We start from the raw sequence: 23,459 nt of genomic DNA, 5'->3' as shown, positions 1-23,459 counted from the left end.
AAAGATTACATATCTTCGTCTAGATTATAAATAGCTTTATAGACATGAAAATATTAGTTTGCATAAGTAATGTTCCTGACACGACCTCCAAAATTAACTTTACGGATGGCGATACAAAGTTTGACACCAATGGTGTACAGTTCGTAATAAACCCTAACGATGAGTTTGGTTTAACGCGTGCCATGTGGTTTAAAGAAAAGCAAGGAGCTACAGTACATATCGCTACAGTTGGCGAAGCTAGCGTAGAACCTACAATGCGTAAGGCACTTGCCATTGGCGCAGATGAAGCCATTAGAATTAACGCTGTTCCAACAGATGGTTTTTTCGTTGCCGAGCAATTGGCCAACGTAATTAAAGACGGTGCATACGACCTTATTATCGCTGGTAGGGAAAGTATTGATTATAACGGAGGAATGGTTCCAGGAATTTTGGCCACTCTTTTAGAAATGAATTTTGTAAATACTTGTATTAGTCTTGAGGTTGAAGGCACTACAGCTACTGCTATAAGAGAAATAGATGGCGGAAAAGAAACTGTACAAACTTCACTTCCCCTAGTTATTGGAGGGCAAAAAGGACTTGTACAAGAGAGCGACCTTAAAATACCCAACATGCGTGGTATTATGATGGCCAGAAAAAAGACACTTACCGTGATAGAGCCTGTTGGCGCTACAGTTACTACTAAAGACGTTAAATTTGATAAGCCAGTAGCCAAAGGAAGCGTTAAATTGGTTAATTCAGCTGAAGAATTAGTAGAATTACTTCACAATGAAGCCAAAGTAATTTAGGTACTATATATAGGTTGCAGTTTTCTAGATGCTGGGTCTTTAACCAAATCACAAGAAACTACCATATACAGTTAAGCTTTATCTCTAAAAAATAAAACAATACACAAATGTCAGTATTAGTATATACAGAATCCGAAAACGGAAAACTCAAAAAAAGTGCTTTTGAAGTGGCATCATATGCCAAAGCAGTAGCGGACCAATTAGGTTCATCAGTTACCGCAATTTCTTTTAATACAACTAGCAACGATGAACTAGGCACTTATGGCGTTTCTAAAGTATTGAATGTAACAGATGACAAATTAGCTACATTTAATGCTCTTACCTATGCTAACACCATTGCACAGGCGGCAAAAAATGAAAATATTCAGGTAATTATAGTAAGTTCAAGTACGAACAGTAAATTTTTAGCTCCTATTCTGGCGGCTAAATTAAAAGCTGGTTATGTACCAAACGTTGTTGCCGCTCCAGAAAGCACTTCACCGTTTACCGTAAAGCGTACCACTTTTAGTAACAAAGGTTTCGCGCATACCGAAATTACCACGGAAACTAAGATTATTGGTGTTTCTAACAATTCTTTTGGCTTAAAGGAAAATCAAACAACTGCAGCAGTTGAGGCTTTTAACGCCGATTTAAGTGATGCTGATTTTTCGGTGAAGTCCATTGAAATAGATAAAGTTGCCGGTCAAGTTACTATTGCAGATGCAGATATCGTAGTTTCTGGTGGAAGAGGTCTAAAAGGACCTGAAAACTGGGGAATGATAGAAGAACTTGCCGAAGTTCTTGGTGCAGCTACAGCTTGTTCCAAGCCAGTTTCCGATATGGGATGGAGACCTCACGGAGAACATGTTGGACAAACAGGAAAGCCAGTTGCGGCTAATCTTTATATAGCAATAGGTATCTCAGGTGCCATTCAGCATTTGGCAGGAGTTAGTTCTTCAAAAACAAAAGTAGTTATCAACTCTGACCCCGAAGCCCCATTTTTCAAGGCTGCAGACTATGGAATTGTAGGCGATGCCTTTGAAGTAGTACCTAAACTCATTGAAAAATTAAAAGAATTTAAAGCGCAAAACGCTTAATTTTCGTTAATTTGCGCTTATTAAAGGGCTGTTTAAATGTATGGTTCGCCCGTATTTAAACAGCCTTTTGTATTTTAATGATTCTATGAGCTTAGTCAGGTTAAAAATAAAAGGTATTTCCTATAGCCAAACACAGAATGGAGCTTACGCTCTTATTCTTAACGAAGTGGAAGGCGATCGTAAACTACCCATTGTCATCGGTGCTTTTGAAGCGCAGTCCATTGCCATTGCACTTGAGAAAGAAATAAAGCCGCCAAGGCCTTTGACTCACGATTTGTTCAAAAACTTTTCGGATCGCTTTGATATTGTAATCAAACAGGTCATTATCCACAAGTTGGTAGACGGTGTTTTTTACTCTAGTATCATTTGTGAGCGCGATAAAATTGAAGAGATCATAGATGCTAGAACGAGTGATGCCATTGCATTAGCACTTCGATTTAATGCTCCAATCTTCACGTATAAGACCATTTTGGACAAAGCAGGGATTTTCCTTAAGTTTTCGTCAAAAGACAAGGACAAAGAAGAGACTGACGATAGTATTGTGGTTGATGAAATTTTGCAAGAAGGCGAAACCGTAGAAATAGAATCTGGCGCGACAGATGGTTACACTGAACTTTCTATTGACGAGCTCCACAAAGAATTAGACCTAGCCGTCAACAATGAAGATTACGAAAAAGCGGCTAAGCTACGTGACGAGATTTCCAAAAGAAACTGATAAACAAGCAAGTACCCTATGAAAATCAACCTTTGGATTGTTCTACTTGCCCTATTTATTTTTTTTCCATCCATAGCACAAGAAGCGATTGCAGTGCCGGCCGCAGAAACGGCTGCTATAAATGATATAGTTTCACAAAACACCAATCACATACAACCTAATGCAGGCTTTAGCTTAAATAGCTTAGGTCGCGGTATATTAGGTATGGCCGTACTTTTACTCATTTCATTTTTATTCAGTTCAAATCGCAGAGCCATCAACTGGAAAACCGTTGGTATTGGCCTTACACTGCAATTGGTGATTGCTATAGGCGTACTGAAAATTCCATTTATTCAAAGAGTATTTGAATCCATTGGTGAAGTTTTCATCAGTATTCTAGGTTTTACCCGTGCAGGAAGTAAATTTCTATTTGAAGGTTTGGTGGTTGACACCGGTACATTCGGTTATATTTTTGCCTTTCAGGTATTACCTACCATTATTTTCTTTTCCGCACTTACCTCTTTACTATTTTATTTGGGTATCATCCAAAAGGTAGTAAGAGTTCTAGCTTGGATGCTTTCTAAAACCCTGGGCATTTCTGGAGCGGAAAGTCTATCTGTTGCCGGAAACATCTTTTTAGGACAGACCGAAGCACCGTTATTAATTAAAGCTTACTTGGAAAAAATGACCAAGTCTGAAATTCTTCTAGTGATGATAGGCGGAATGGCTACCGTTGCGGGCGCTGTTTTAGCTGCCTACATTGGGTTCTTAGGAGGAGAAGACAAGGTATTACAGTTGGTATTTGCCAAACACCTTTTGGCGGCATCCGTTATGGCCGCACCAGGCGCCATTGTAATTTCAAAAATATTATATCCACAAACAGAAGCAGTAAATACAGATGTGGCCGTATCTTCTGAAAAGATAGGTTCAAATGTCTTGGATGCTATTGCTAATGGTACGACAGAAGGTTTAAGATTAGCTGTTAATGTTGGGGCCATGCTTCTAGTTTTCGTGGCTATGATTGCCATGTTAAACGGAATTTTAGATTGGATTGGTGATTTGACTTCCCTTAACCAATGGGTAGCTCTCAACACGTCTTACGATAAATTTTCATTGGAGGCCATTCTAGGAACTGTCTTTGCTCCATTAATGTGGCTTATTGGCGTTGCTAACGAAGATATTATGCTCATGGGACAACTCTTGGGAATCAAGCTTGTAGCTAGTGAATTTGTAGGTTACATCCAATTAGCCGAGCTAAAAGACATGGCTACTGGAGCAAGTTTTTCCTATAACAAATCTGTAATTATGGCAACCTATATGCTTTGCGGGTTCGCAAACTTTGCATCCATAGGCATACAGATTGGTGGCATTGGCTCATTAGCTCCTAGCCAACGCAAAACCCTTTCCGAATTTGGCCTTAAAGCAGTTCTTGGTGGTTCTATCGCTTCCTTGTTATCTGCTACTATTGCAGGTATGATTTTAGGTTAAATCAGTACTCTTGATTTCAACAGAGATTATTTTGGTTAATAAATCTCTAATAACTACAACAAGTAGACCTTGAGCTTTTACCTACAAAATTCTATTTTTGCCCCACTATGAAACAATACCACGATTTACTAAAGCACGTACTAGATAACGGAAACCAAAAAGGAGACCGTACAGGAACAGGAACTTTAAGCGTTTTTGGACATCAAATGCGTTTTGACCTAAGCGAAGGTTTTCCTATGGTAACTACCAAAAAGTTACACCTGAAGTCTATTGTTTATGAATTGCTTTGGTTTTTGAAAGGTGATACGAACATTAAATACCTTCAAGAAAATGGTGTGCGTATCTGGAACGACTGGGCAGATGAGAATGGAGACTTGGGTCCTGTTTACGGCCACCAATGGCGTAACTGGAACAATGATGAAATTGACCAGATCAAAGATGTTATTGAATCATTAAAAAACAACCCTAATAGTAGACGTATGTTAGTTTCCGCTTGGAACCCAAGCGTACTTCCCGATACATCAAAATCATTCTCTGAAAACGTCGCCAATGGTAAAGCTGCGCTTCCACCATGTCATGCCTTTTTTCAGTTCTATGTGTCCGATGGCAAGCTTTCATGTCAACTTTACCAACGTAGTGCGGATATCTTCTTAGGCGTGCCTTTCAATATTGCCTCATACGCTTTATTCACTATGATGATGGCACAAGTATGTGGTTATGAAGCTGGTGAATTTATTCACACTTTTGGAGATGCCCACATCTATAATAACCACATGGAACAGGTAGAATTGCAATTGAGTCGTGAAACTCGTCCGCTACCCAAAATGGTTATCAACCCTAAAATAAAAGATATTTTCGATTTTAGTTTTGAGGATTTCAGTTTAGAAGATTATAACCCTCACCCACATATTAAAGGAGCTGTTGCCGTATAGCGTTCACCAAAAACACTATTGAGTCCACTGCGTACTTTCTATAATCCTTATATTTATAGGATATTAGATTTGCTATGACCTTGACTGATTCCCTTGTTGATTTTTTTTTAGAGACCCGTATACACACAGAAAACATTTGTAAACCTCTAGAAATCGAAGACTATGTAGTGCAACCTATTATAGACGTTTCTCCTCCAAAATGGCATCTAGGACATACAACTTGGTTTTTTGAAGAATTCATTCTTAAGCCCCATTTTAAGGACTATATAATTTTTGACGAAGATTTCTCCTTTGTATTTAACAGCTATTATGAAACTGTGGGCAAACGCGTGGTACGTTCTGATCGAGGCAATCTATCTAGACCTTCTGTAGAAAGTGTTTATTCATACCGCACGCATGTAACTGAAGCCGTTAAAAATCTATTCACTACAACACAAAGTCAAGAATTATATGACCTATTAGAAATAGGCATACATCATGAGAAGCAGCACCAAGAATTACTTTTAACCGACATTAAGTTTATTCTAGGTAACAATCCGCTACTTCCTGTCTATTCTAACAGCTTTACGGAACATTCCGTTAAAACTGAATCCCAAGAATGGATTTCTATGGATGAAGGTATCTATGAAATTGGTCATAACTCTGATGCGTTCTGTTATGATAATGAATTGGGAAGACACAAGGTATATTTGCATCCATTTAAAATCTCGAGCAACTTAATTACCAATCAAGAATACATTGAATTTATTGAAGCTGGAGGCTATAAAAAGTTTGACCTCTGGCACGCTGAAGGTTGGGATTGGGTGAATCAAAATCAAATTTCTGCTCCATTATATTGGCATTCAATTGATGGAGTTTGGCATAATTACACGCTAAACGGACTTCAAAAAGTTACACCCGAAGCTCCTGTGACTCACATTTCATACTTTGAAGCATTTGCTTTTGCCCAATGGAAAGGATGCCGTCTTGCCACTGAATTTGAGTGGGAAGCCGCCCAAACTAATTTCTCTTGGGGACAACGTTGGGAATGGACTGAAAGCGCTTACCTCCCCTATCCCTTCTATAAAAAAGCGGATGGAGCTCTTGGCGAATACAACGGAAAGTTTATGGTAAATCAGAAAGTATTGCGCGGAGGGTCTGTCGCAACTCCTATACGCCATACAAGACCTTCCTATCGTAATTTCTTTCAAACTAGTCTTAGATGGCAATACACTGGATTACGATTGGCCAAATAATTTTTATATCTACACGTATAGTTTTCTGAAAATTTCCGACTTAAACAGCATGCAAAAATCAACCAAAGTAATTTTCACAACCCAATTTGAAGAAGAAGTCCATGCTGGGCTGACTGATTTTCCCAAACATTTATCATCTAAATATTTTTATGATGAAAAGGGAGATAAGCTGTTTCAGGATATCATGCACATGCCAGAATACTATCTAACACAAAAAGAATACGATATTCTTTTGAACCATACAGCAGAAATAGCTGAGCTTTTTGCTTCTGGAAATCCTAAATTTAAACTTATAGAATTGGGCGCAGGTGATGGAAAAAAGACCAAAATTCTACTAAAACACCTATCTGAAAACAATTTCGATTTTAAATATCAACCTATAGATATTAGTCAGAATGTACTTAATGGCCTAGAAAAATCACTGCAAAAAGAGTTTCCAAATGTTTCCGTAGAACCTCAACAAGGTACTTATTTTGAAGCTTTGGAAGAAATAAATTCAGAAAACGGAACCAAGAAGGTTATTCTTTTTTTAGGTTCAAATATTGGAAATTTACTTCATGAACAAGCTATAGATTTTCTTAAAAATGTTCAAGAACTTATGCAAGATGAAGATTTATTATTCATAGGTTTTGATATGAAGAAAAACCCGCAAACTATACTAGACGCCTATAATGACCAGACCGGTATTACAGCAGCATTCAATAAAAATGTTTTAGCCCGAATTAACCATGAACTAGGCGGTAATTTTGATTTGGATAAATTTCTTCACTGGGAAGTGTATGACCCAGAAACCGGTACTGCAAAGAGCTACTTAGTATCCAAAGAAGATCATACGGTAAGCATTGACAGGTTAGACGTACTAATAGATTTTAAAGAATGGGAAACGATACACACTGAAATTTCTCAAAAATACGATGATACAGTTGTTGCTTGGTTAGCAGAAGAAGCTGGTCTAAAAATAGAAACAGAATTTTGCGATACAGAGAAGTTCTACAAGAATTTTGTATTGAGAAAAAGATAACAATAGCTAACCGATCAAGATACAGTTAGGAATCAGCCATATTTAAAATTGGCTAATAATTTATTGATATGAAAGCAATTTGGAACAATACGGTAATTGCCGAAAGTGATGAAACAGTAGTGGTAGAAAACAATCATTATTTCCCTGCTGAAAGCATCAAAAAAGAGTACTTCAAAAGTAGTGAAACACATACTACTTGCCCATGGAAAGGCCAGGCCCATTATTATACCTTAGCGGTAGGCGGCAAAGAAAACCCTGATGCAGCATGGTACTATCCAGAAGTGAGTCCGCTTGCCAAAGGCATTAAAGGACGTGTTGCTTTCTGGAAAGGAGTTACCATAGAAGCATAAAAAATAAAACTAATCAAAAAAGGTACACAAACATTTCAATAATGTGTTTGTACGATTAGATTGATTATAAAAAAAGCCGGAGCATTTTCATGTTCCGGCTTTCTATATTTATCTAACGAAAAGATTATAGATCCAGAACTGCATTTTCGCCGCCTGCAAAATCATTCCACTGGTAACGATCAGCTTCTGTCTCGTTAACGTAATTTCCGTCTATAATATACTTAAATTCAAAAGAAGTTTCTTTAGGAAGCTCCATGGCACCTTTAAAACTACCATTTTTCAATTTCTTCAATGAACTTGCTTTGTTAGCTTTCCAATTGTTGAAATCACCTACTACTGCTACTTTTGTTGCTTCTTCCGCAGGTACCGTAAAAGTTACTTTACAAACGGGTTTTGTTTTTAAATACTGTTTTGAAATTGCCATTATGTATTATTTTAAATTGATTTTTTTGTTACTTAATTAAGAGGCAAAACTAATATATTAAAATGCTCATATACAATGATTAACGCATTTTTATCATTTTCGCAATATTCACTTAACAAATAGTGTACAGACGTAAAAAAAGCGTCTATATTCATTACTTTATCAAGCTCTATATTGCTGTCCTTAAGATTTTTACAACCTCGTTAATATCTTCTTCCGTGTTATAGAAATGAAAACTAAATCTAATACCCTCACCACGCTGCGAACAGATGACTCCGTTCTCGGTTAATTTTTGAAAAAGAGCGTTATCTCCCTTAATATTAAATATGGTACTATGGTCTTTCCTTCCAACAATTACCTTAGACAAAAGATCCAATTGACCAAACTCTTGTTGCGCCTTGTTAGAGAGTATTTTTAATTGCCCCTCAATTGGTTGTTTACCTAAAGTATTCAAATACTCTAAAGAAAATTTTAAACTCCCAAAAGTTAACGTATCCAAATGCCCTGGCTCAAAATGATTAGCAAATGGTATCCTGTCTCTAGCACCTAAATCATGTCTTGAAGCATTAAAACCAATTACACGTATGTCAAATGCTTCCTCAACTCCATCCTTAAATATCATAAATCCATTTCCGTAGCCAGACAATAACCACTTGTATGCACTTGCTCCAAGTATGTCTACAGGTGAACTTTCAAAATCAAAATCTTCAGTACCGCAGAACTGTGTCCCGTCTGCAATAATCTTCAAGTTAGGAAATTCCGACTTAACTTTTGTAAGAAAATTCATATTAATTTTAAATCCATTAGTCCACTGAACTAAACTTAAAGCCAATATTGATATATCCTCTTTCCTAATTGTATCTAGAATGTTCTCCTCTAAATTCTCATTCAATTCTACATAAAAGACTTCAAAACCCCTAAATTCAAAAGACCAGTTCACTGACGGATAATCGTCTTTCATTAAAAGTACTTTATGTTTTCTATCCAATCCTTCCAGAAGCATATTCAACCCAAGTGAGAAATTTTGAACTAAGGATGTGTTCTCTTTTTTCGCACCAAAAAAATTTGCTATAGTTTCACGAGTTTCCGAAACTGTTTTCATGGCCACTTTGTTTCTAAAGTTACTACCTCCTATTAAATAATCTAAGTCATGCTCTTGTCTCCACTCCATTAAATCATCACTAAGTAATCCTGCCGAGGCAGTATTTGCATATATGTACTGACTTAGAACAGGAAAGTGTTTTCGGGTATTTTTCATCTCGTATTTTCTGTGTCGGCAATTGCCTTATCTTTGTAGTCTAAAGGTAACGATTCGTATGTTCTCTAAAAACAAAAACCGGTCTGAAGTAGAGCTTGAGCAACACGAAATGCTCGAGAATGCCCAAACACGTATCAAACAAAAGAAGCGCCTATACGTTCATTTTGTCATCTTCCTTATTGGTAGTGTCTTTATGATTCTAATTAATAAGATTCTAAAATATGGCGACACCTATGATTGGTTTATTTGGTGTATAACCTTCTGGGCCTTCTTATTTATTATTCATGCTTTTAATGTTTTCGTAACCCAAAAATTTATGGGTAAGGATTGGGAACGCGCCCAACGTGAAAAACTTGTAGCCAAACAAAAGAAACGCATTTCAGAAATACAAAAAGAAATAGAGACCGATTTTCCGCTTGCTCAGATCAATAAAAAAATTGAACCATGAACAATATCATAGCCATGATTGCAGCAGCGGCGGAAGATAATGCCCTTGGTAAGGATAATGACCTTCTTTGGCATTTACCGGATGACTTTAAAAGGTTTAAAAGCCTTACCTCAGGCCATACCATTATTATGGGCAGAAAAACCTACGAGAGTTTTCCTAAGCCACTTCCCAATCGCAAGCATGTGATTATAACCCGGGATAAAAACTACACTGTGGATTTTGACGCATGCATTGTTGTACACTCCCTATCGGAAGCTTTGGAACTGGTAAAAGATGAGCCCTTATCCTTTATCATAGGAGGAGGCGAAATCTATAAATTAGGAATGGAGCTAGCCAATAAAATTGAACTTACCCGAGTACATGGCACTTTTGAAGATGCCGATACTTTTTTTCCAGAAATAGATGAAACTATCTGGGAACTTGCTACTGAGCAGTACCACCCAAAAGATGAGAAACACAAATACGCATTTACGTATCTGACCTATCTAAAAATCTAGTTGACCTACCGAGATATTCTGAGCCACACCTTCTACAAAATTTTGTAATACCTCTGGACTTACATTGGTATAAAACTGATGCCTTACAATTTTTTCCGAAGTATTTAGAATATCATTTTTTTCTAAAATTGCTTTCACCTGTCTAGCTACCGCCTCACCTGAATCAATAATTTTTACATGGTCCGGTAATATGCTTTTTAGTGTTGGAATTAAGTACGGATAATGCGTACAGCCCAATACCAAACAATCCATGCCCTGATCAAGCATGGGTGCTACATAGGTATTTAAAAGCTCTCTAGTTTCTTCCGCGTCCACTTTACCATTTTCTATTAGCGGAACTAAACCTGTACCTTCTTGCTCTATAATTTTAATACCGTTGGCATGGTTTTCAGAAGTACTATTAAAAAGACTACTAGAAAGCGTTCCCTTTGTTGCCAGCACACCAACTATCTTAGATTCAGATTGTAATGCAGCCGGCTTAATTGCAGGCTCTATACCTATAAAAGGTAAATTGTAATTTGCCCTTAAATATGAAATAGCATTTGTTGTTGCCGTATTACAGGCAACAACTATAATCTTACATCCCTTCTCTAACAAAAGGTCTGTATTCTTAATGCTCAGTTGAAGAATCTCTTCTTGGGATTTCTCTCCATAAGGTGCATTCTTACTATCCGCCAAATAAATGGTATTCTCATTGGGCAATAATTTTTGAATTTCTTTCCAAATGGAAGTCCCTCCTACCCCAGAATCAAAAACCCCTATTGGTTGATTGCTCATAGTTATCTTTTATTCTAGCACCTGAACTATAGGACTTCCTGTAGCACCGCTTGGAAATGCAATTCCTAATAATGAGGAAACCGTAGGCGCTACGTCATCTATTTCAGTTCTCTCTACTGTGCTTCCATGTTTAATTCCCGCTCCATAAAAAAGCAACGGAACATGTGTATCATAAATCTGTGGAGAACCGTGGGTAGAACCTGTTTTAGGGTAAGAAATAATACCAGGAGATAATACTACCAATACATCTCCTGAATGTTTTTGGTTATAGCCATTTTGAAGAATATAAGGAATACCATGTGTATAATCATTCTGCCACATTTGGTAAGCTGTATATGTCCGGTCTATTCCTTTATAGGTCAACAGTTCCTTAGCTATAGCTTCCTGAACCTCTTGAACACTTAAATCTAAATTCTTAATGATTTTATGATCTAAGAAATATTGGTAATTAGAAAAATTCTTAACGATATCTGTCGTACCATAATTAAACTGCAAAAACTGGGTAAAATTAGCTTTCATACTTTCCCAATCAATATAACCGGCGGGTATTTTTTGATCCTTAAGATATGCAGGAACATCTATTGCAGCATGATCTGCTGTCAAAAACACCGTATACTCCCCTTTGCCTACTTTACGGTCCAACTCTTTAAAGAGGCGTTCCAAGTCTTGATCTAATCGTAAATACGTATCCTGTACTTCTTTAGAATTAACACCAAATTTATGACCTACGTAATCTGTACTAGAAAAACTAACTGCCAAGAAATCAGTTATATCATCAGAACCCAGCTGCTCAGCTTCCAATGCAACTATAGCGAAATCTGCTGTCATACTATTACCAAAAGGTGTTGCTTTTAGCATCTCGTATTTTCCATTCTCGTCCCAAAGTTTTGGTATGTTATGAGGAAAAACAGAAGACTTCTCTCCTTTAAACAAACCTTCATAAGCATTATAATCAACACCACTTTCAACATAATCTTTTAGGTTCTTCAAAGTCTTCCAAGGCTTTTTATATACATCGAACGATTTTTCCGTATTTAATTTTTCAACCCAATTAGGCAATTTATCCATATAGTAAGAACTCGTAATCCACGAACCATTACTAAACCAATAAGCTCCGTTAGCCGTATGACCACCAGGCAATATAGCTCCCCTATCTTTTAGAGCAATAGCAATAGTTTTACCCCTCATTTGCGTATGCAATCTAAGTTCGTCCGTTATAGTGGTTACAGCCATTCTGTGAGGCGACATTTTTCCCGCGTCAGAAGTAGTTCCTACCGAATTGTAAGCAGGGTCCCCGGCGCAGTACACGTCAGTCTCCGTAGTTTTATCGTACCAATCATTACCAATTATACCGTGCACGGCTGGCGTTGTACCCGTGTATACAGATGTGTGACCAGGCCCAGTACTCGTAGGTGCATAGTTATAATGATTGTTCTTACAGTTAAATCCTTCGTTCACCAAACGTTTAAACCCATCATCACCATATTGATCCCAAAAACGGGTGATGTAATCATACCTCATTTGATCCACAATTATACCAACTACCAGTTTTGGATTGGTTTTTAAAGGTGCTTCAATTTGTTCTTTAGATTTTTTCTGACCGAAGGAATTGGAAGGTAAAAAAGCGATTGTAAATACTGAGAAAAATAAGATGAAATAATTCTTGCACATAGTTGATTTGTTGAGATAACAAAAGTAAAGAAATTCCCCTTTTAAACTAAAAATGCAAGTTAAATGAAATCCTTTATTGCTATTTTTGTTAGGATATACCTATTTTCATCCCATGAAACACCTAGCATCGATTGGCAGATATGCCATTATGATAAAAGAGGTCTTTAAGAAACCTACAAAATGGCGCATTATGAAAGCGCTCATTTTGAAAGAAATAGACGAACTCATCTTTGGATCACTGGGTATCATTATTTTTATTTCGTTCTTTATAGGAGCGGTAATAACAATACAGACCGCTTTGAACCTTACCAACCCAATAATTCCAAAATATCTTATTGGTTTTACTGCTAGACAATCATTGATTTTAGAATTTTCACCAACCTTTGTGTCCATCGTCATGGCTGGTAAAGTGGGGTCTTACATTACCTCAAGCATAGGATCAATGCGTGTGACCGAACAAATAGACGCCCTAGATGTGATGGGTGTAAATGCGCTCAACTACCTGGTCTTTCCTAAGATTATTGCCATGCTTTTCTATCCGTTTGCCATAGCCATCTCAATGTTCGTTGGTATTTCTGGAGGATGGATTGCAGGAGTCTTTGGTGGATTTCTTACCAGTGCCGACTTTGTTGAAGGCCTTCAATTAGATTTTTCCCCATTTCAAGTCACCTATGCTTTTATAAAAACTCTAATATTCGCATTTGTTTTGGCTACGGTACCTTCCTATCATGGTTTTTATATGAAAGGTGGGGCATTAGAAGTGGGTAAGGCCAGTACAACTGCTTTCGTATGGACGAGCGTAGTAATAATTGTATCGAACTACATACTCACTCAACTCTTATTAGGCCAATGATAGAAGTAAACGACATACACAAATCTTTTGATGACGCCCATATTCTTAAAGGGGTTACAACAAGTTTTCAAAAAGGGAAGACCAATTTAATCATTGGACAAAGTGGATCCGGTAAAACCGTTTTTCTGAAGTGTCTTTTGGGTCTTTTCACCCCTGAAGAAGGTACGATTAGTTACGACGGAAAAATATACAATGAACTTACTGACGAGCAAAAAAGAGATTTACGCCAGGAGATGGGTATGGTTTTCCAAGGTAGCGCCTTGTTTGATTCTATGTCCGTAGAAGGCAATGTAAAATTCCCATTAGAGATGTTTACGAAACAGTCTAAATCCGAAATGCAGGACCGAGCGGATTTTGTTCTAAAACGGGTAAATCTTGTAGATGCACATCATAAGTTTCCTTCTGAAATTTCTGGTGGAATGCAAAAGCGTGTTGCTATTGCGCGTGCCATTGTAATGAATCCAAAATATCTTTTTTGCGATGAACCTAACTCAGGTCTTGACCCCAAAACGGCTATAGTAATAGATAACCTAATTAAAGAAATTACGGAGGAATATAATATCACCACGATAATCAACACTCATGATATGAACTCGGTGATGGAAATAGGTGAAAAAATTCTTTTCTTAAAGGATGGATTAAAAGCATGGGAAGGCACTAATAAAGAGATATTCAAAACCGATAACGAGACTGTTACCGATTTTGTGTATTCCTCTGATCTCTTTAAAAAAGTACGTCAAATGTACATTGAGGAAAGAAATTAAATCTTACGCATCCTATTTAGAAGCTCCACGCAATTGAATGGTAGTATCCTTCAATCGTACTTTTAACCATTCGTAAACCCTCTTGTTTTCTGATTCAATTTTACTGGAAGCTAAACCTTGTTTCCATTTCACTTCAAAAATAGTTAGGGTATCCGTCTTATTAAAATCGGTAATTACCGCATTATCATATTGCAACGAGGCTAAATTCTCATAATTAGCCTTGGCCTCAGCGCTTATATCTTTAAAAGGTATTTGCTTTTGTTGAGAAGCATTCTTTTGCAAACGAGTAACCTCAGCTTCTAAGAAAGCTATTTTCTCCGCTTTACTGGACAATTGGTTTTTCTGGGATTCATAAAGCTCATTAACATATTTTAATTGATCTACTTGCTCATTCTGTGAGCCTTGAATAACGTGGAGTTCCGTATTAGTAAGACGTTTGTAATCATCATCTTCTTTCAACATCGTATTCCATGTTGAAATTATATTTGCTGGTATAACTTCATTACCCATACAAACCAATTCAATCACTGGCTTTTCTCCCTTATTATACTTAATACTGGTAAAATTATCAAGATATCTTCCACCATCCGTAAATTTATACCTACCTATTGTTTCGTTTACAAACTCATTTGCCTGCTTTTTAAACATAGATTCTTGAAAAGCCTTGTAGAAAGTCCTTCCAGCAGGTATCATTACCAATAAAGCTACAATAGAGGCAATACGTGCAATACGCCTTCTCTTTGCAGAATTAGCATAACGCACCATTGGAAACTTCAAAAGTTTGATGGTCAAAAAAGTTGCCAGAGCAATAAATATTGTATTTATCGTAAATAAATACATAGCTCCAATAGCGTAACCCGGATTACCTATTGCCAGACCAAAACCCACGGTACAAAGGGGTGGCATTAAAGCCGTAGCAATAGCCACACCAAAAATAACACTCGCTATCGTACCTTTTTTTGCCCTTGCTATTACCAGTGCCAAACCACCAAAAAAGGCAATAAGCACATCACGAATATCCGGCGCAGTACGCGCAAGAAGTTCTGAAGATTCATCTTGAATAGGGAAAAATTCAAAGAACAGGTATGCAGTCAATACGCTGAGCACAACCATAACCGCAAAATTCTTTAGCGATCGTCTTAACGTGTCAATATCATTAATGGCCAAAGACATCCCTATACCTAAAATAGGACCCATTAGTGGCGAGATTAACATGGCACCAATAACTACTGCCGTAGAATTTGCATTTAAACCAATTGATGCGATAAAAATAGAACAAATCAAAATCCACGATGTATGCCCTTTAAAGGGTATATCCGCAATTATAGCTTCCTTGGTGGCCTCTTGATCCGTATTCTCACGAATATCCAATAATTCACGCATGAATCTTCGCAAGCTTTCCCAAAGACCTTTAGCATCCTGCTTAACGGCCTCTTGACTCTCTGTTGGTTCCTCGGTGGGCGTAATATTATCTTGATTCAGTTTATCGCTCATATTGTACTTTTATGCGTACTCATCTCCATATGCATCTTTAACCTCTCCCAGTACTTTCTTAATATCCTGTTCTTTGGATTTTGGATATATTAAGAGTACCTCTTCTTTGTCTACGATGATATAGTCATTAAGACCATCTACAACAACAACTTTACCTTTTGGAGACCTAATCATATTTCCGGAAGCGTCTGCTGTAATGACCTTACTATTTACTATTGCATTATTGTTTTCGTCTTTATCCAATTTATCGTACAAAGAACCCCACGTACCCAAATCGTTCCAATCAAAAGTTGCGGGAAGCACAAAAATGGATTTAGAATTTTCCAAAATCGCATAGTCAATAGAAATATTCTCTGCTTTTGGATAGTTCTCTTTTATAAACCCTTTTTCTTCGCTAGTATTGTAACAAGACATACCTGATTCAAAAAGTGAATACTGCTCAGGTTGATAGTTTTTAAAGGCATTCACGATAGTTTTAACACTCCACATAAAGATTCCTGCGTTCCACAAAAAATTACCTTGCGCTAAAAATTCCTTCGCTGTTTCGTAATCGGGCTTTTCTCTAAATTGATTTACTTTCTTTAAACCTTCTGTACTTTCCTTCTCATATTCTATATACCCAAAACCTGTATTCGGAAAAGATGGTTTGATACCTAAAGTACAAAGAACATCCTCTTTCTCACATTTTTCAAAACAAGTAGTAACATCTCTGGCAAAAGCATCTTCATCCTCTATCCAGTGATCACTAGGCGCAACAATCATAACGCCATTTTCGTTCATTTTTTGAATCTTCAATGCGGCGTATAAAATACAAGGTGCCGTATTCCGCATAGCTGGCTCAAGAACTACTTGGTCTTGTTTTACTAACGGAAGTTGCTCCAAAACCAAATCATTGTAACGCTCATTGGTTAAAATGAGAATGTTCTCTGTAGGCACAAATTTATTAAGACGTTTAAAGGTTTTCTGGATTAAGGTATCTCCTGTACCCAACATATCATGAAACTGCTTTGGGTAAGATGATGTACTAATTGGCCAAAATCTTGAACCGACACCACCGGCCATTAAAACTGCGTAATAATTTTTGTTCTTCATTTCTTAGTTGCTATTAAAACCGAAAGTCAAGAGACTTACCTAGTTCTTATTTAAAGTTACTTATTTTCTTGTTCTTAATACTATTTCTTACAAACATCATTCAAAAACTAATTCAACCTCAGCATTAGGTTGAAAAAGATACATACGGCCGGTAGCTACTTCTACACACTCATACCGCTTTACCCTTCTATTTCCCATTTTATATAATTTTCCGTTGTGTATACGAAAAATACTACCTAACGGCACTTCAAAAACGTAAGTTCTATTTGTTTGTTGTTCATCAAAATGTTTCAGGGCTATTGACAATCTGGCATCTGTACTACTACTTGCTTTTGGATTCTTAAAATGATTTGCCAAAAGGGGTAACAATTGAGTGGGAAATATTTCTGGTCGAATGAACGGCAACATCAGATATTGAAAAATTTGCTTCCATTCTGCCCCATGCGGTTTTATACTTCTACCATACTTTTCAAAAGCCACCAAATGAGCAATTTCATGTATTAGCGTTATTAGAAACCTATATTTATTGAGATTTGCATTTACGGTTATCTGATGCATTCCGTTAGGCATCCTACGGTAATCTCCATGGCGTGTAACCCTTTCATTAACCACCTTCAGATTTACACCTGTTTTCTGAATCAACTCTAGACATGACCCTATAGCCCTTTCGGGGAGATATTTCTGTAACACACTTCTCACTCCGGACAAAAATAAGGGAACTTCATTAATAAATCGTTAAGTGAATGAAAGGCTTCGTCAAAAATATTTAACTTAGAGTACTCACCTTACTATTAAGGCTATTGTTTAAACATTAAAGATAGAGGTATATGGGCAGTATTAGCAGAAAGCAATTCTTAACGAGAATGGGTTTACTCGGGGCTTCAGCAGCATTTTTAAGTCAAAATCAACTATATGGCCAACTTACTTCAGTAACACCAAACATAAGTGTAACGCTTTCAGAAGTACATAAAGGTGAATCTATTTTTGAATATATAAAGCGTCTAAACGGTGATTATAACATCACATTGCATAGACAAATTATAGGAGCCGCTAATGAGTTCAAAGAAGGAGACTTAAGTTTAGGTGTAGCGGCCGCTGACTCAATTTCTCGAATGAGAGCAAAAACTTTACTTGGCAATACAAAAATTAATGAGCTAAATGATATATCGGTCTATCAAGATGGCATTACGGATATAATCGGTTCATCTACAGAAAGAAATCGCAAAGTCGATAACTTTACAATGAACCAATTAAAATCATTCATCTTAAAAAAATCTGAAAGTGAAATTAAAAGAATAATGCCAGCACTTCAAAGTGACATTATCGGCTGCTTAGTAAAATTAATGACCAACGAAGAGCTGATACAGGTTGGTCAAAAGGTATTTAACCCTCTGCCAAAAAGTAACATTGGAAGCAAAGGCTACTTGAGTGCTCGAATTCAACCAAACTCACCTACCGATAACGAAGAAGACATTCTCTGGCAAGTATTTGACGCATGGTCTTATGGTGTAGGTGACCTAGTATTAGGCACCAACCCAGTATCAAGTGAAATAGAATCGGTTGCAAACATCGAAAAGACCTTATATGAAGTTTTAAGTGTTTTTAAACTTGAAGAAACATTACCTAATTGCGTACTATCTCATATAGACGTTCAAGCAGAAGTAGAAAAACTATACCCTGGTACCACGGGCATTTGGTTTCAAAGTCTAGCAGGTACTGTAGATGCTAACACCACTTTTGACGTTAGTATTGAAAAAATGCAACAACATGTCGCAAATCGAACTAAACAATTTGGACTATATGCCGAAACCGGACAAGGAGCAGATTTCACGAATGGCCATGGAAAAGGTTTTGACATGGTGTTGCACGAAGCACGTAAATACGGATTCATAAGAGCATTAAAAGCTCAGGTCAAAAATAGCAAACCTAAAGAAGACACTCCTTGGTTTCTTGTAAATGATGTAGCTGGGTTTATAGGACCTGAGGTTTTCAAGACAAAAGAACAGTTAGTTCGATGTTGTCTTGAAGATACGGTCATGGGTAAACTTCATGGTCTCACCATTGGTTTGGACATTTGCTCAACATTACATATGGATGTTAGCCTTGAAGATTTAGATTGGTGTATCTCACAAATTATGCCTGCCAATCCAGCTTATTTGATGGCATTGCCCACAAAGAACGACCCTATGTTAAGCTACCTTACAACTTCTTTCTCTGACCATATTCGCATACGTGAACAGTTTGGCTATAAAGTAAATGATGCCATGTGGGACTTTTTTAAAGAAATTGAAATAATAGATTCAAACAACAAACCTACCAAGCATTTTGGAGATCCACTTTGGGTTTTCTACAAATATTGCAAAGCTAAGGGAGACAAGCGAAGCATGTTGGATATCTACGATGAGGGAAAAACTACAATGCACAACATACGACAACGGGGTATTCCGTTAGCCGAAGGGTATGGAAAGAATATTTACGATCTTGAACCTGAACTAGAGAGAGAAGTAAGGTTACTCTATGAGGATGCCAAAATAAGTTTATGGACAGAGATAACCCCTGACTTTATGGCAACCGTACCAGAAGCAATAGCTATAACGACGAACTCAACAGATAGGAAAGATTATGTTTACCATCCAGAATCTGGCGAAATCTTAGCTGAAACCGCTATTAGACGACTTGAAAATCTTCGCATTTCGTGGGCTGAACAAATACCCGATATTCAATTCATAATATCTGATGGCCTTAACCCAAGAGCACTGATGGATGACGGTCATCTTATACCATATATCGATAGCTTAAAAACTACTTTAAAAAATAGTGGATACTCGGTGAGCTCAAAGAACATTGTAATTAAACATGGCAGAGTACGTGCAGGGTACGCTTGCGGAGAAATACTTTTTGGAAAAAGAAACACCTCGGAAAGTAAAGGTATTGTGCATATTATAGGAGAAAGACCCGGTTCTGGACACCATAATTTTTCAGCCTACCTAACTACAGCTCCAACTAGCACTTGGACGAATAGTGGCACTGTAGACCACAATATATCAAAGGTAGTTTCAGGCATATCAGACACTTCATTGACACCTAAAATTGCAGCAAAACAAACTAAGACCATTTTAGATAGAATGTTTACTGTTATATAATACTATGGCGTACTATTGCTAACCTGCAGAAGTTTGCCGTTGTAAAACTGATGCCCCGTTAGCGCAAAGTTTTTGATATATTGAGCCATTTGCAAAGCAGTAGTCGGGGCTTCATAACCCGGGAACGCTTCTTCTAACATCTCGGTCTGTACCGCCCCTAATGCCAACACGTTAAATGAAGGTCCGGTTTCTTTGAATTCTTCCGCCCAAAGTTCTGTTAGTGTAATAACAGCTCCTTTACTAGAACTGTAAGCAGACAGGCCAGGAAACTTAACGCTACCTTGAACCCCGCCCATAGAACTAATAGTTATGACATGCCCATCTTTAGGCATTTTAGGAGTAACTCTTCTTGTCATTTCCGCAACCCCAAATACGTTTACTTTATAAACGGCCTCGAACTCCTCAACTATAGTTTCTAGAAAAGGTTTGTTCAATAACCTTCCTGCATTATTAATAAGCAAGTCTACGGTTTTAAAATTTTCATCAACAAAATCTTCCATCTTCTTAAAATCAGAAGGATTGCCAAGATCAAAAGGAAAACTGAAAATATTCTTGTGGCCTAATTCGGAAATAGGTTTGTCGTTACGCGATAAAGCCAAAACTTTATGACCGTCATTAGCAAACAATTGGGCTAGTTCAAAACCTATACCTCTGCTTGACCCCGTTATGATAACATTTGCCATTAGTTATATTTAATTTCTTTGGTTGGTGCATTAACAACTCCCTCAATTACTGGGATACTCTTATTTATTAAATTGGCCATATGTCCAAAATCCATTTCTGAAAGCTCATCACCTACTTTATGATAGTGATTAAAGTTCGTGAAGTCAAACGTACTAAAAGTCTGAGACGGCACACCAAAAGCTTCATGAAAAGGATAATTATCAGACCTTTTGAAAAGATTAAACTCTTTTGCTTTTGGAAGGAAACCTGCATAGGTGTCATCTGAATAGCTATTTGCTACATCAGCCATGTTCGATTCTTCAAAGCCTGTCAAATACGCCAAATAATCTTTACCGACCAATGGAACACCTACCATTTCATAGTTAATCATCGCATAGAGATTAAGATTTTCCTCTTTAAGTTTTTGCGCCAAATGTTTTGAACCGAGTAATCCTTTTTCTTCAGCCGTAAAAAGCACGAACATCATACTACGTTTGTTGGTTTTTGCTTCACCAAAATAACGTGCCAGCTCTAATACGGTGGTTGTACCTGTGGCATTATCATTTGCGCCATTAGCTATCTTATCTCCATTCTCCTCTGCAATCAGACCTATGTGATCATAGTGAGCACCAATGATTACAAACTCATTTTTTAATTCAGGGTCATTACCCTCAACCACGCCTACTACATTGAATGCAGGTTTTTCATAGTCAGCAAGGTTATCTCTATACGTTTCAAAATATGGCTTTAAATTATTCTTTGAAAAAATATTTTCTATAAACTCCGCCGCCTTTTCTATCCCTTCACTACCAGTATCTCTACCTCGCAGTTCATCTGAAGCTAAAAAGCTCATGATAGCACCTACTTTTTCTGCACTACAAAATTGATTTTGCGACGTACTTATCGCACTATCTATACCACTAAGATCATCTGCCTTCTTGGGTACTTCCATTAAACTGCGATCAAATTTTACCGCTTCTTCACTTTGAAGGGTTACCGATTCATCAATTTTTGAAGAACCGCATGATAGGACCAACATACCGGCTAAAAACAGAAAAGACTTTTTCATAGGTGTTATAATTTTAAGGTACAATTTAGAAATAAAAAAAGGCATCCCGAAATAACCGAGATGCCTTTATTATAATAGTTTGCGATCTGTTTAAGCCAGCATAGTTACCGGGTTTTCCAAATACGCACGTAATGTAGATAAAAATTGAGCTGCCGTAGCACCATCAACCGTTCTATGGTCACATGCCAAAGTTACTTTCATTGTGTTACCCACAACAATTTGACCTTCTCTAACCACTGGTTTTTGAACTATAGCACCTACAGACAGAATTGCCGAGTTAGGCTGATTGATAATTGAAGTAAACTCTGTAATACCAAACATACCCAAGTTAGAAACCGTAAACGTACTTCCATCCATTTCTGCTGGAGTCAATTTTTTGTTTCTAGCACGACCGGCCAAATCCTTAACGGCTGAACCAATCTGAGTCAAACTCAATTGCTCTGTAAATTTCAATACAGGAACAACAAGACCTTCGTCTACCGCTACAGCAACACCAACATGTACATGATGGTTATAACGTGTAGTATCCCCGTTCCAAGTAGTATTAACTTGTGGGTGCTTTTTCAGTGCCATAGCACAGGCTTTCACAACCATATCGTTAAAAGAAACCTTTGTATCTGGCAATGCGTTGATCTGCTTTCTAGAAGTCATAGCATCACTCATATCTACCTCTATAGTAAGATAATAATGAGGTGCGCTAAACTTAGACTCTGACAATCTTTTCGCTATGACTTTACGCATTTGCGAATTCTTCACCTCTTCCGAGCTTTCTTCTCCTACTGGTAAAATTACCGGAGCACTTACAGGTGCAGCGGCTTGAACAGCAGCTTTTGGAGCCTGAGCAGTTGCAGCAGGCGTATAACCTTCTACATCTTTTCTAACGATTCTTCCGTTATCCCCAGAACCTTTAACGCTAGATAAATCAATGCCTTTTTCTTTAGCAATTTTCTTAGCTAGAGGAGAAACAAAAATACGCTGACCATCGTTTACCGGTTTTGACGCCGAAGTATCTTTGGCAGCTTCTTTCTTAGGCTCTTCTTTCTTAGCATCTGAAGACGCTGCTTTTGCACCAGAAGACGGCTTAGCATTAAGCACAGCATCAACATCTGTGCCTGCAGGTCCTATAACGGCCAATACAGCATCAACCGGAGAAGATTCTCCCTCTTGAATACCTATATATAATAGGGTACCTGTATAGAAAGATTCAAATTCCATTGTAGCTTTATCTGTTTCAATTTCAGCTAAAATATCACCTTCTTCTACCGTATCACCAACTTTCTTCAACCAAGCAGCAACAGTACCTTCTTCCATAGTATCACTAAGGCGTGGCATCTTTACGATTTCAACACCTTCAGGAACTTCTGCAGAAGCATCATCGGAACTTTCAGAACTATTACTCTCTGGCTCACTAGCTTCCTCAGTATCTTCATCTTCCGAAGTACTTGCACTACCATTTAAAAGTGATGAAATATCCTCTCCTTCTTCGCCAATAATAGCTAACAAAGAATCTACCGGGGCTCCGTCTCCTTCTGCAATACCAATATGCAACAAAGTACCTTCATAGAAAGACTCAAATTCCATTGTGGCTTTATCCGTCTCTATTTCTGCAAGTATATCGCCTTCCTCTACTTTGTCACCAACGTTTTTCAACCATTTGGCTACGGTACCTTCTTCCATGGTATCGCTCAAGCGGGGCATGTTTATTACTTCTGCCATTTTAGCTAA

Annotated in this window: 23 protein-coding genes; 13 read left to right on the top strand and 10 right to left on the bottom strand. The window is 37.5% G+C overall.

Features of this window, described 5'->3' with window-relative positions:
• Positions 1–44: 44 nt before the first annotated feature.
• From IWB64_RS09895 to IWB64_RS09860, 8 genes are all read left to right on the top strand, one after another.
• Positions 45–785: an electron transfer flavoprotein subunit beta/FixA family protein gene (locus tag IWB64_RS09895; RefSeq protein WP_194533852.1), complete on the top strand. Its 741-nt coding sequence runs from the start codon at positions 45–47 to the stop codon at positions 783–785.
• Positions 786–892: 107 nt separating this feature from the next.
• Positions 893–1,861 carry an electron transfer flavoprotein subunit alpha/FixB family protein gene (locus tag IWB64_RS09890; protein ID WP_194533851.1) on the top strand — a complete coding sequence of 323 codons (969 nt, stop codon included), beginning with the start codon at positions 893–895 and terminating at the stop codon, positions 1,859–1,861.
• An 85-nt stretch (positions 1,862–1,946) separates the two neighbouring features.
• On the top strand, positions 1,947–2,576 hold the full coding sequence (locus IWB64_RS09885; protein ID WP_155597711.1) for a bifunctional nuclease family protein: 630 nt from the start codon (positions 1,947–1,949) through the stop codon (positions 2,574–2,576).
• An 18-nt stretch (positions 2,577–2,594) separates the two neighbouring features.
• Positions 2,595–4,043 carry a NupC/NupG family nucleoside CNT transporter gene (locus IWB64_RS09880; RefSeq protein WP_194533850.1) on the top strand — a complete coding sequence of 483 codons (1,449 nt, stop codon included), beginning with the start codon at positions 2,595–2,597 and terminating at the stop codon, positions 4,041–4,043.
• A gap of 107 nt (positions 4,044–4,150) precedes the next feature.
• On the top strand, positions 4,151–4,975 hold the full coding sequence (locus IWB64_RS09875; protein WP_194533849.1) for a thymidylate synthase: 825 nt from the start codon (positions 4,151–4,153) through the stop codon (positions 4,973–4,975).
• 74 nt (positions 4,976–5,049) lie between these two features.
• A complete protein-coding gene (gene egtB / locus IWB64_RS09870; RefSeq protein WP_194533848.1) occupies positions 5,050–6,210 on the top strand; it encodes an ergothioneine biosynthesis protein EgtB in 1,161 nt (386 codons plus the stop codon).
• A 49-nt stretch (positions 6,211–6,259) separates the two neighbouring features.
• Positions 6,260–7,231, top strand: a complete 972-nt coding sequence (gene egtD, locus IWB64_RS09865; RefSeq protein ID WP_194533847.1) for an L-histidine N(alpha)-methyltransferase — start codon at positions 6,260–6,262, stop codon at positions 7,229–7,231.
• Between the two features lie 68 nt (positions 7,232–7,299).
• A complete protein-coding gene (locus tag IWB64_RS09860; RefSeq protein WP_194533846.1) occupies positions 7,300–7,581 on the top strand; it encodes a DUF427 domain-containing protein in 282 nt (93 codons plus the stop codon).
• A gap of 124 nt (positions 7,582–7,705) precedes the next feature.
• Here the strand turns inward: IWB64_RS09860 and IWB64_RS09855 are convergent, their stop codons facing one another.
• Together IWB64_RS09855 and IWB64_RS09850 are read right to left on the bottom strand one after the other, a co-directional pair.
• A complete protein-coding gene (locus IWB64_RS09855; RefSeq protein WP_194533845.1) occupies positions 7,706–8,005 on the bottom strand; it encodes an isoamylase early set domain-containing protein in 300 nt (99 codons plus the stop codon).
• Between the two features lie 169 nt (positions 8,006–8,174).
• Positions 8,175–9,263 (bottom strand): aminotransferase class V-fold PLP-dependent enzyme, encoded by a 1,089-nt coding sequence (locus IWB64_RS09850; protein WP_194533844.1) that lies wholly within the window; start codon positions 9,261–9,263, stop codon positions 8,175–8,177.
• A 58-nt stretch (positions 9,264–9,321) separates the two neighbouring features.
• Here IWB64_RS09850 and IWB64_RS09845 point away from each other — a divergent pair, with 58 nt between their 5' ends.
• Together IWB64_RS09845 and IWB64_RS09840 are read left to right on the top strand one after the other, a co-directional pair.
• Positions 9,322–9,711: a 2TM domain-containing protein gene (locus IWB64_RS09845; protein WP_194533843.1), complete on the top strand. Its 390-nt coding sequence runs from the start codon at positions 9,322–9,324 to the stop codon at positions 9,709–9,711.
• A complete protein-coding gene (locus IWB64_RS09840) occupies positions 9,708–10,208 on the top strand; it encodes a dihydrofolate reductase (RefSeq protein ID WP_194533842.1) in 501 nt (166 codons plus the stop codon). Before IWB64_RS09845 ends, IWB64_RS09840 begins: the two co-directional genes overlap by 4 nt.
• Here IWB64_RS09840 and murI read toward each other — a convergent pair.
• Positions 10,197–10,985 carry a glutamate racemase gene (murI, locus tag IWB64_RS09835; protein ID WP_194533841.1) on the bottom strand — a complete coding sequence of 263 codons (789 nt, stop codon included), beginning with the start codon at positions 10,983–10,985 and terminating at the stop codon, positions 10,197–10,199. The genes IWB64_RS09840 and murI overlap by 12 nt on opposite strands.
• A 9-nt stretch (positions 10,986–10,994) precedes the next feature.
• The gene (gene pafA, locus IWB64_RS09830; RefSeq protein ID WP_194533840.1) at positions 10,995–12,656 is read right to left on the bottom strand and encodes an alkaline phosphatase PafA; all 1,662 of its coding nucleotides are present in this window, start codon (positions 12,654–12,656) and stop codon (positions 10,995–10,997) included.
• A 112-nt stretch (positions 12,657–12,768) separates the two neighbouring features.
• Here pafA and IWB64_RS09825 point away from each other — a divergent pair, with 112 nt between their 5' ends.
• Both IWB64_RS09825 and IWB64_RS09820 read left to right on the top strand, forming a co-directional pair.
• Positions 12,769–13,509 carry an MlaE family ABC transporter permease gene (locus IWB64_RS09825; RefSeq protein ID WP_194533839.1) on the top strand — a complete coding sequence of 247 codons (741 nt, stop codon included), beginning with the start codon at positions 12,769–12,771 and terminating at the stop codon, positions 13,507–13,509.
• Positions 13,506–14,273 (top strand): ABC transporter ATP-binding protein, encoded by a 768-nt coding sequence (locus IWB64_RS09820; RefSeq protein ID WP_194533838.1) that lies wholly within the window; start codon positions 13,506–13,508, stop codon positions 14,271–14,273. Before IWB64_RS09825 ends, IWB64_RS09820 begins: the two co-directional genes overlap by 4 nt.
• Before the next feature lie 12 nt (positions 14,274–14,285).
• Here IWB64_RS09820 and IWB64_RS09815 read toward each other — a convergent pair whose 3' ends face one another.
• The 3 genes from IWB64_RS09815 to IWB64_RS09805 form a co-directional block, all read right to left on the bottom strand.
• A complete protein-coding gene (locus tag IWB64_RS09815; protein WP_194533837.1) occupies positions 14,286–15,767 on the bottom strand; it encodes a DUF389 domain-containing protein in 1,482 nt (493 codons plus the stop codon).
• 9 nt (positions 15,768–15,776) lie between these two features.
• Positions 15,777–16,859, bottom strand: a complete 1,083-nt coding sequence (locus IWB64_RS09810) for a mannose-1-phosphate guanylyltransferase (RefSeq protein ID WP_194533836.1) — start codon at positions 16,857–16,859, stop codon at positions 15,777–15,779.
• A 96-nt stretch (positions 16,860–16,955) separates the two neighbouring features.
• Positions 16,956–17,558 (bottom strand): SprT-like domain-containing protein, encoded by a 603-nt coding sequence (locus IWB64_RS09805; RefSeq protein WP_194533835.1) that lies wholly within the window; start codon positions 17,556–17,558, stop codon positions 16,956–16,958.
• Between the two features lie 128 nt (positions 17,559–17,686).
• On the opposite strand from IWB64_RS09805, the gene eutB reads away from it, so the two are divergent.
• Complete coding sequence (gene eutB, locus IWB64_RS09800; RefSeq protein WP_194533834.1) at positions 17,687–20,002, top strand: ethanolamine ammonia-lyase subunit EutB; 2,316 nt, start codon at positions 17,687–17,689, stop codon at positions 20,000–20,002.
• 2 nt (positions 20,003–20,004) lie between these two features.
• Here eutB and IWB64_RS09795 read toward each other — a convergent pair whose 3' ends face one another.
• The 3 genes from IWB64_RS09795 to IWB64_RS09785 form a co-directional block, all read right to left on the bottom strand.
• Positions 20,005–20,685 carry an SDR family NAD(P)-dependent oxidoreductase gene (locus IWB64_RS09795; RefSeq protein WP_194533833.1) on the bottom strand — a complete coding sequence of 227 codons (681 nt, stop codon included), beginning with the start codon at positions 20,683–20,685 and terminating at the stop codon, positions 20,005–20,007.
• On the bottom strand, positions 20,685–21,734 hold the full coding sequence (locus IWB64_RS09790; protein ID WP_194533832.1) for a M28 family metallopeptidase: 1,050 nt from the start codon (positions 21,732–21,734) through the stop codon (positions 20,685–20,687). The genes IWB64_RS09795 and IWB64_RS09790 overlap by 1 nt, the downstream gene beginning before the upstream one ends.
• Before the next feature lie 90 nt (positions 21,735–21,824).
• Entirely contained in the window at positions 21,825–23,450 is a 1,626-nt protein-coding gene (locus IWB64_RS09785; protein WP_194533831.1) for a pyruvate dehydrogenase complex dihydrolipoamide acetyltransferase, read from the bottom strand.
• Between the last annotated feature and the right edge of the window lie 9 nt (positions 23,451–23,459).

Source organism: Zobellia nedashkovskayae, from assembly GCF_015330125.1.
In the GTDB taxonomy this organism is placed as follows: domain Bacteria; phylum Bacteroidota; class Bacteroidia; order Flavobacteriales; family Flavobacteriaceae; genus Zobellia; species Zobellia nedashkovskayae.
The sequence above is the reverse complement of the archived record's forward strand: the minus strand, read 5'-3'. Positions and strand labels throughout refer to the sequence as shown.

Coding starts and splice junctions, on each gene's coding strand:
- IWB64_RS09825 (WP_194533839.1), top strand. CDS start 12,769: ATGAAACACCTAGCATCGATTGGCAGATATGCCATTATGATAAAAGAG.
- IWB64_RS09855 (WP_194533845.1), bottom strand. CDS start 8,005: ATGGCAATTTCAAAACAGTATTTAAAAACAAAACCCGTTTGTAAAGTA.
- IWB64_RS09840 (WP_194533842.1), top strand. CDS start 9,708: ATGAACAATATCATAGCCATGATTGCAGCAGCGGCGGAAGATAATGCC.
- IWB64_RS09880 (WP_194533850.1), top strand. CDS start 2,595: ATGAAAATCAACCTTTGGATTGTTCTACTTGCCCTATTTATTTTTTTT.
- IWB64_RS09845 (WP_194533843.1), top strand. CDS start 9,322: ATGTTCTCTAAAAACAAAAACCGGTCTGAAGTAGAGCTTGAGCAACAC.
- murI (WP_194533841.1), bottom strand. CDS start 10,985: ATGAGCAATCAACCAATAGGGGTTTTTGATTCTGGGGTAGGAGGGACT.
- IWB64_RS09815 (WP_194533837.1), bottom strand. CDS start 15,767: ATGAGCGATAAACTGAATCAAGATAATATTACGCCCACCGAGGAACCA.
- IWB64_RS09860 (WP_194533846.1), top strand. CDS start 7,300: ATGAAAGCAATTTGGAACAATACGGTAATTGCCGAAAGTGATGAAACA.
- pafA (WP_194533840.1), bottom strand. CDS start 12,656: ATGTGCAAGAATTATTTCATCTTATTTTTCTCAGTATTTACAATCGCT.
- IWB64_RS09885 (WP_155597711.1), top strand. CDS start 1,947: ATGAGCTTAGTCAGGTTAAAAATAAAAGGTATTTCCTATAGCCAAACA.
- IWB64_RS09795 (WP_194533833.1), bottom strand. CDS start 20,685: ATGGCAAATGTTATCATAACGGGGTCAAGCAGAGGTATAGGTTTTGAA.
- IWB64_RS09785 (WP_194533831.1), bottom strand. CDS start 23,450: ATGGCAGAAGTAATAAACATGCCCCGCTTGAGCGATACCATGGAAGAA.
- IWB64_RS09875 (WP_194533849.1), top strand. CDS start 4,151: ATGAAACAATACCACGATTTACTAAAGCACGTACTAGATAACGGAAAC.
- eutB (WP_194533834.1), top strand. CDS start 17,687: ATGGGCAGTATTAGCAGAAAGCAATTCTTAACGAGAATGGGTTTACTC.
- egtB (WP_194533848.1), top strand. CDS start 5,050: ATGACCTTGACTGATTCCCTTGTTGATTTTTTTTTAGAGACCCGTATA.
- IWB64_RS09790 (WP_194533832.1), bottom strand. CDS start 21,734: ATGAAAAAGTCTTTTCTGTTTTTAGCCGGTATGTTGGTCCTATCATGC.
- IWB64_RS09895 (WP_194533852.1), top strand. CDS start 45: ATGAAAATATTAGTTTGCATAAGTAATGTTCCTGACACGACCTCCAAA.
- IWB64_RS09850 (WP_194533844.1), bottom strand. CDS start 9,263: ATGAAAAATACCCGAAAACACTTTCCTGTTCTAAGTCAGTACATATAT.
- egtD (WP_194533847.1), top strand. CDS start 6,260: ATGCAAAAATCAACCAAAGTAATTTTCACAACCCAATTTGAAGAAGAA.
- IWB64_RS09890 (WP_194533851.1), top strand. CDS start 893: ATGTCAGTATTAGTATATACAGAATCCGAAAACGGAAAACTCAAAAAA.
- IWB64_RS09810 (WP_194533836.1), bottom strand. CDS start 16,859: ATGAAGAACAAAAATTATTACGCAGTTTTAATGGCCGGTGGTGTCGGT.
- IWB64_RS09820 (WP_194533838.1), top strand. CDS start 13,506: ATGATAGAAGTAAACGACATACACAAATCTTTTGATGACGCCCATATT.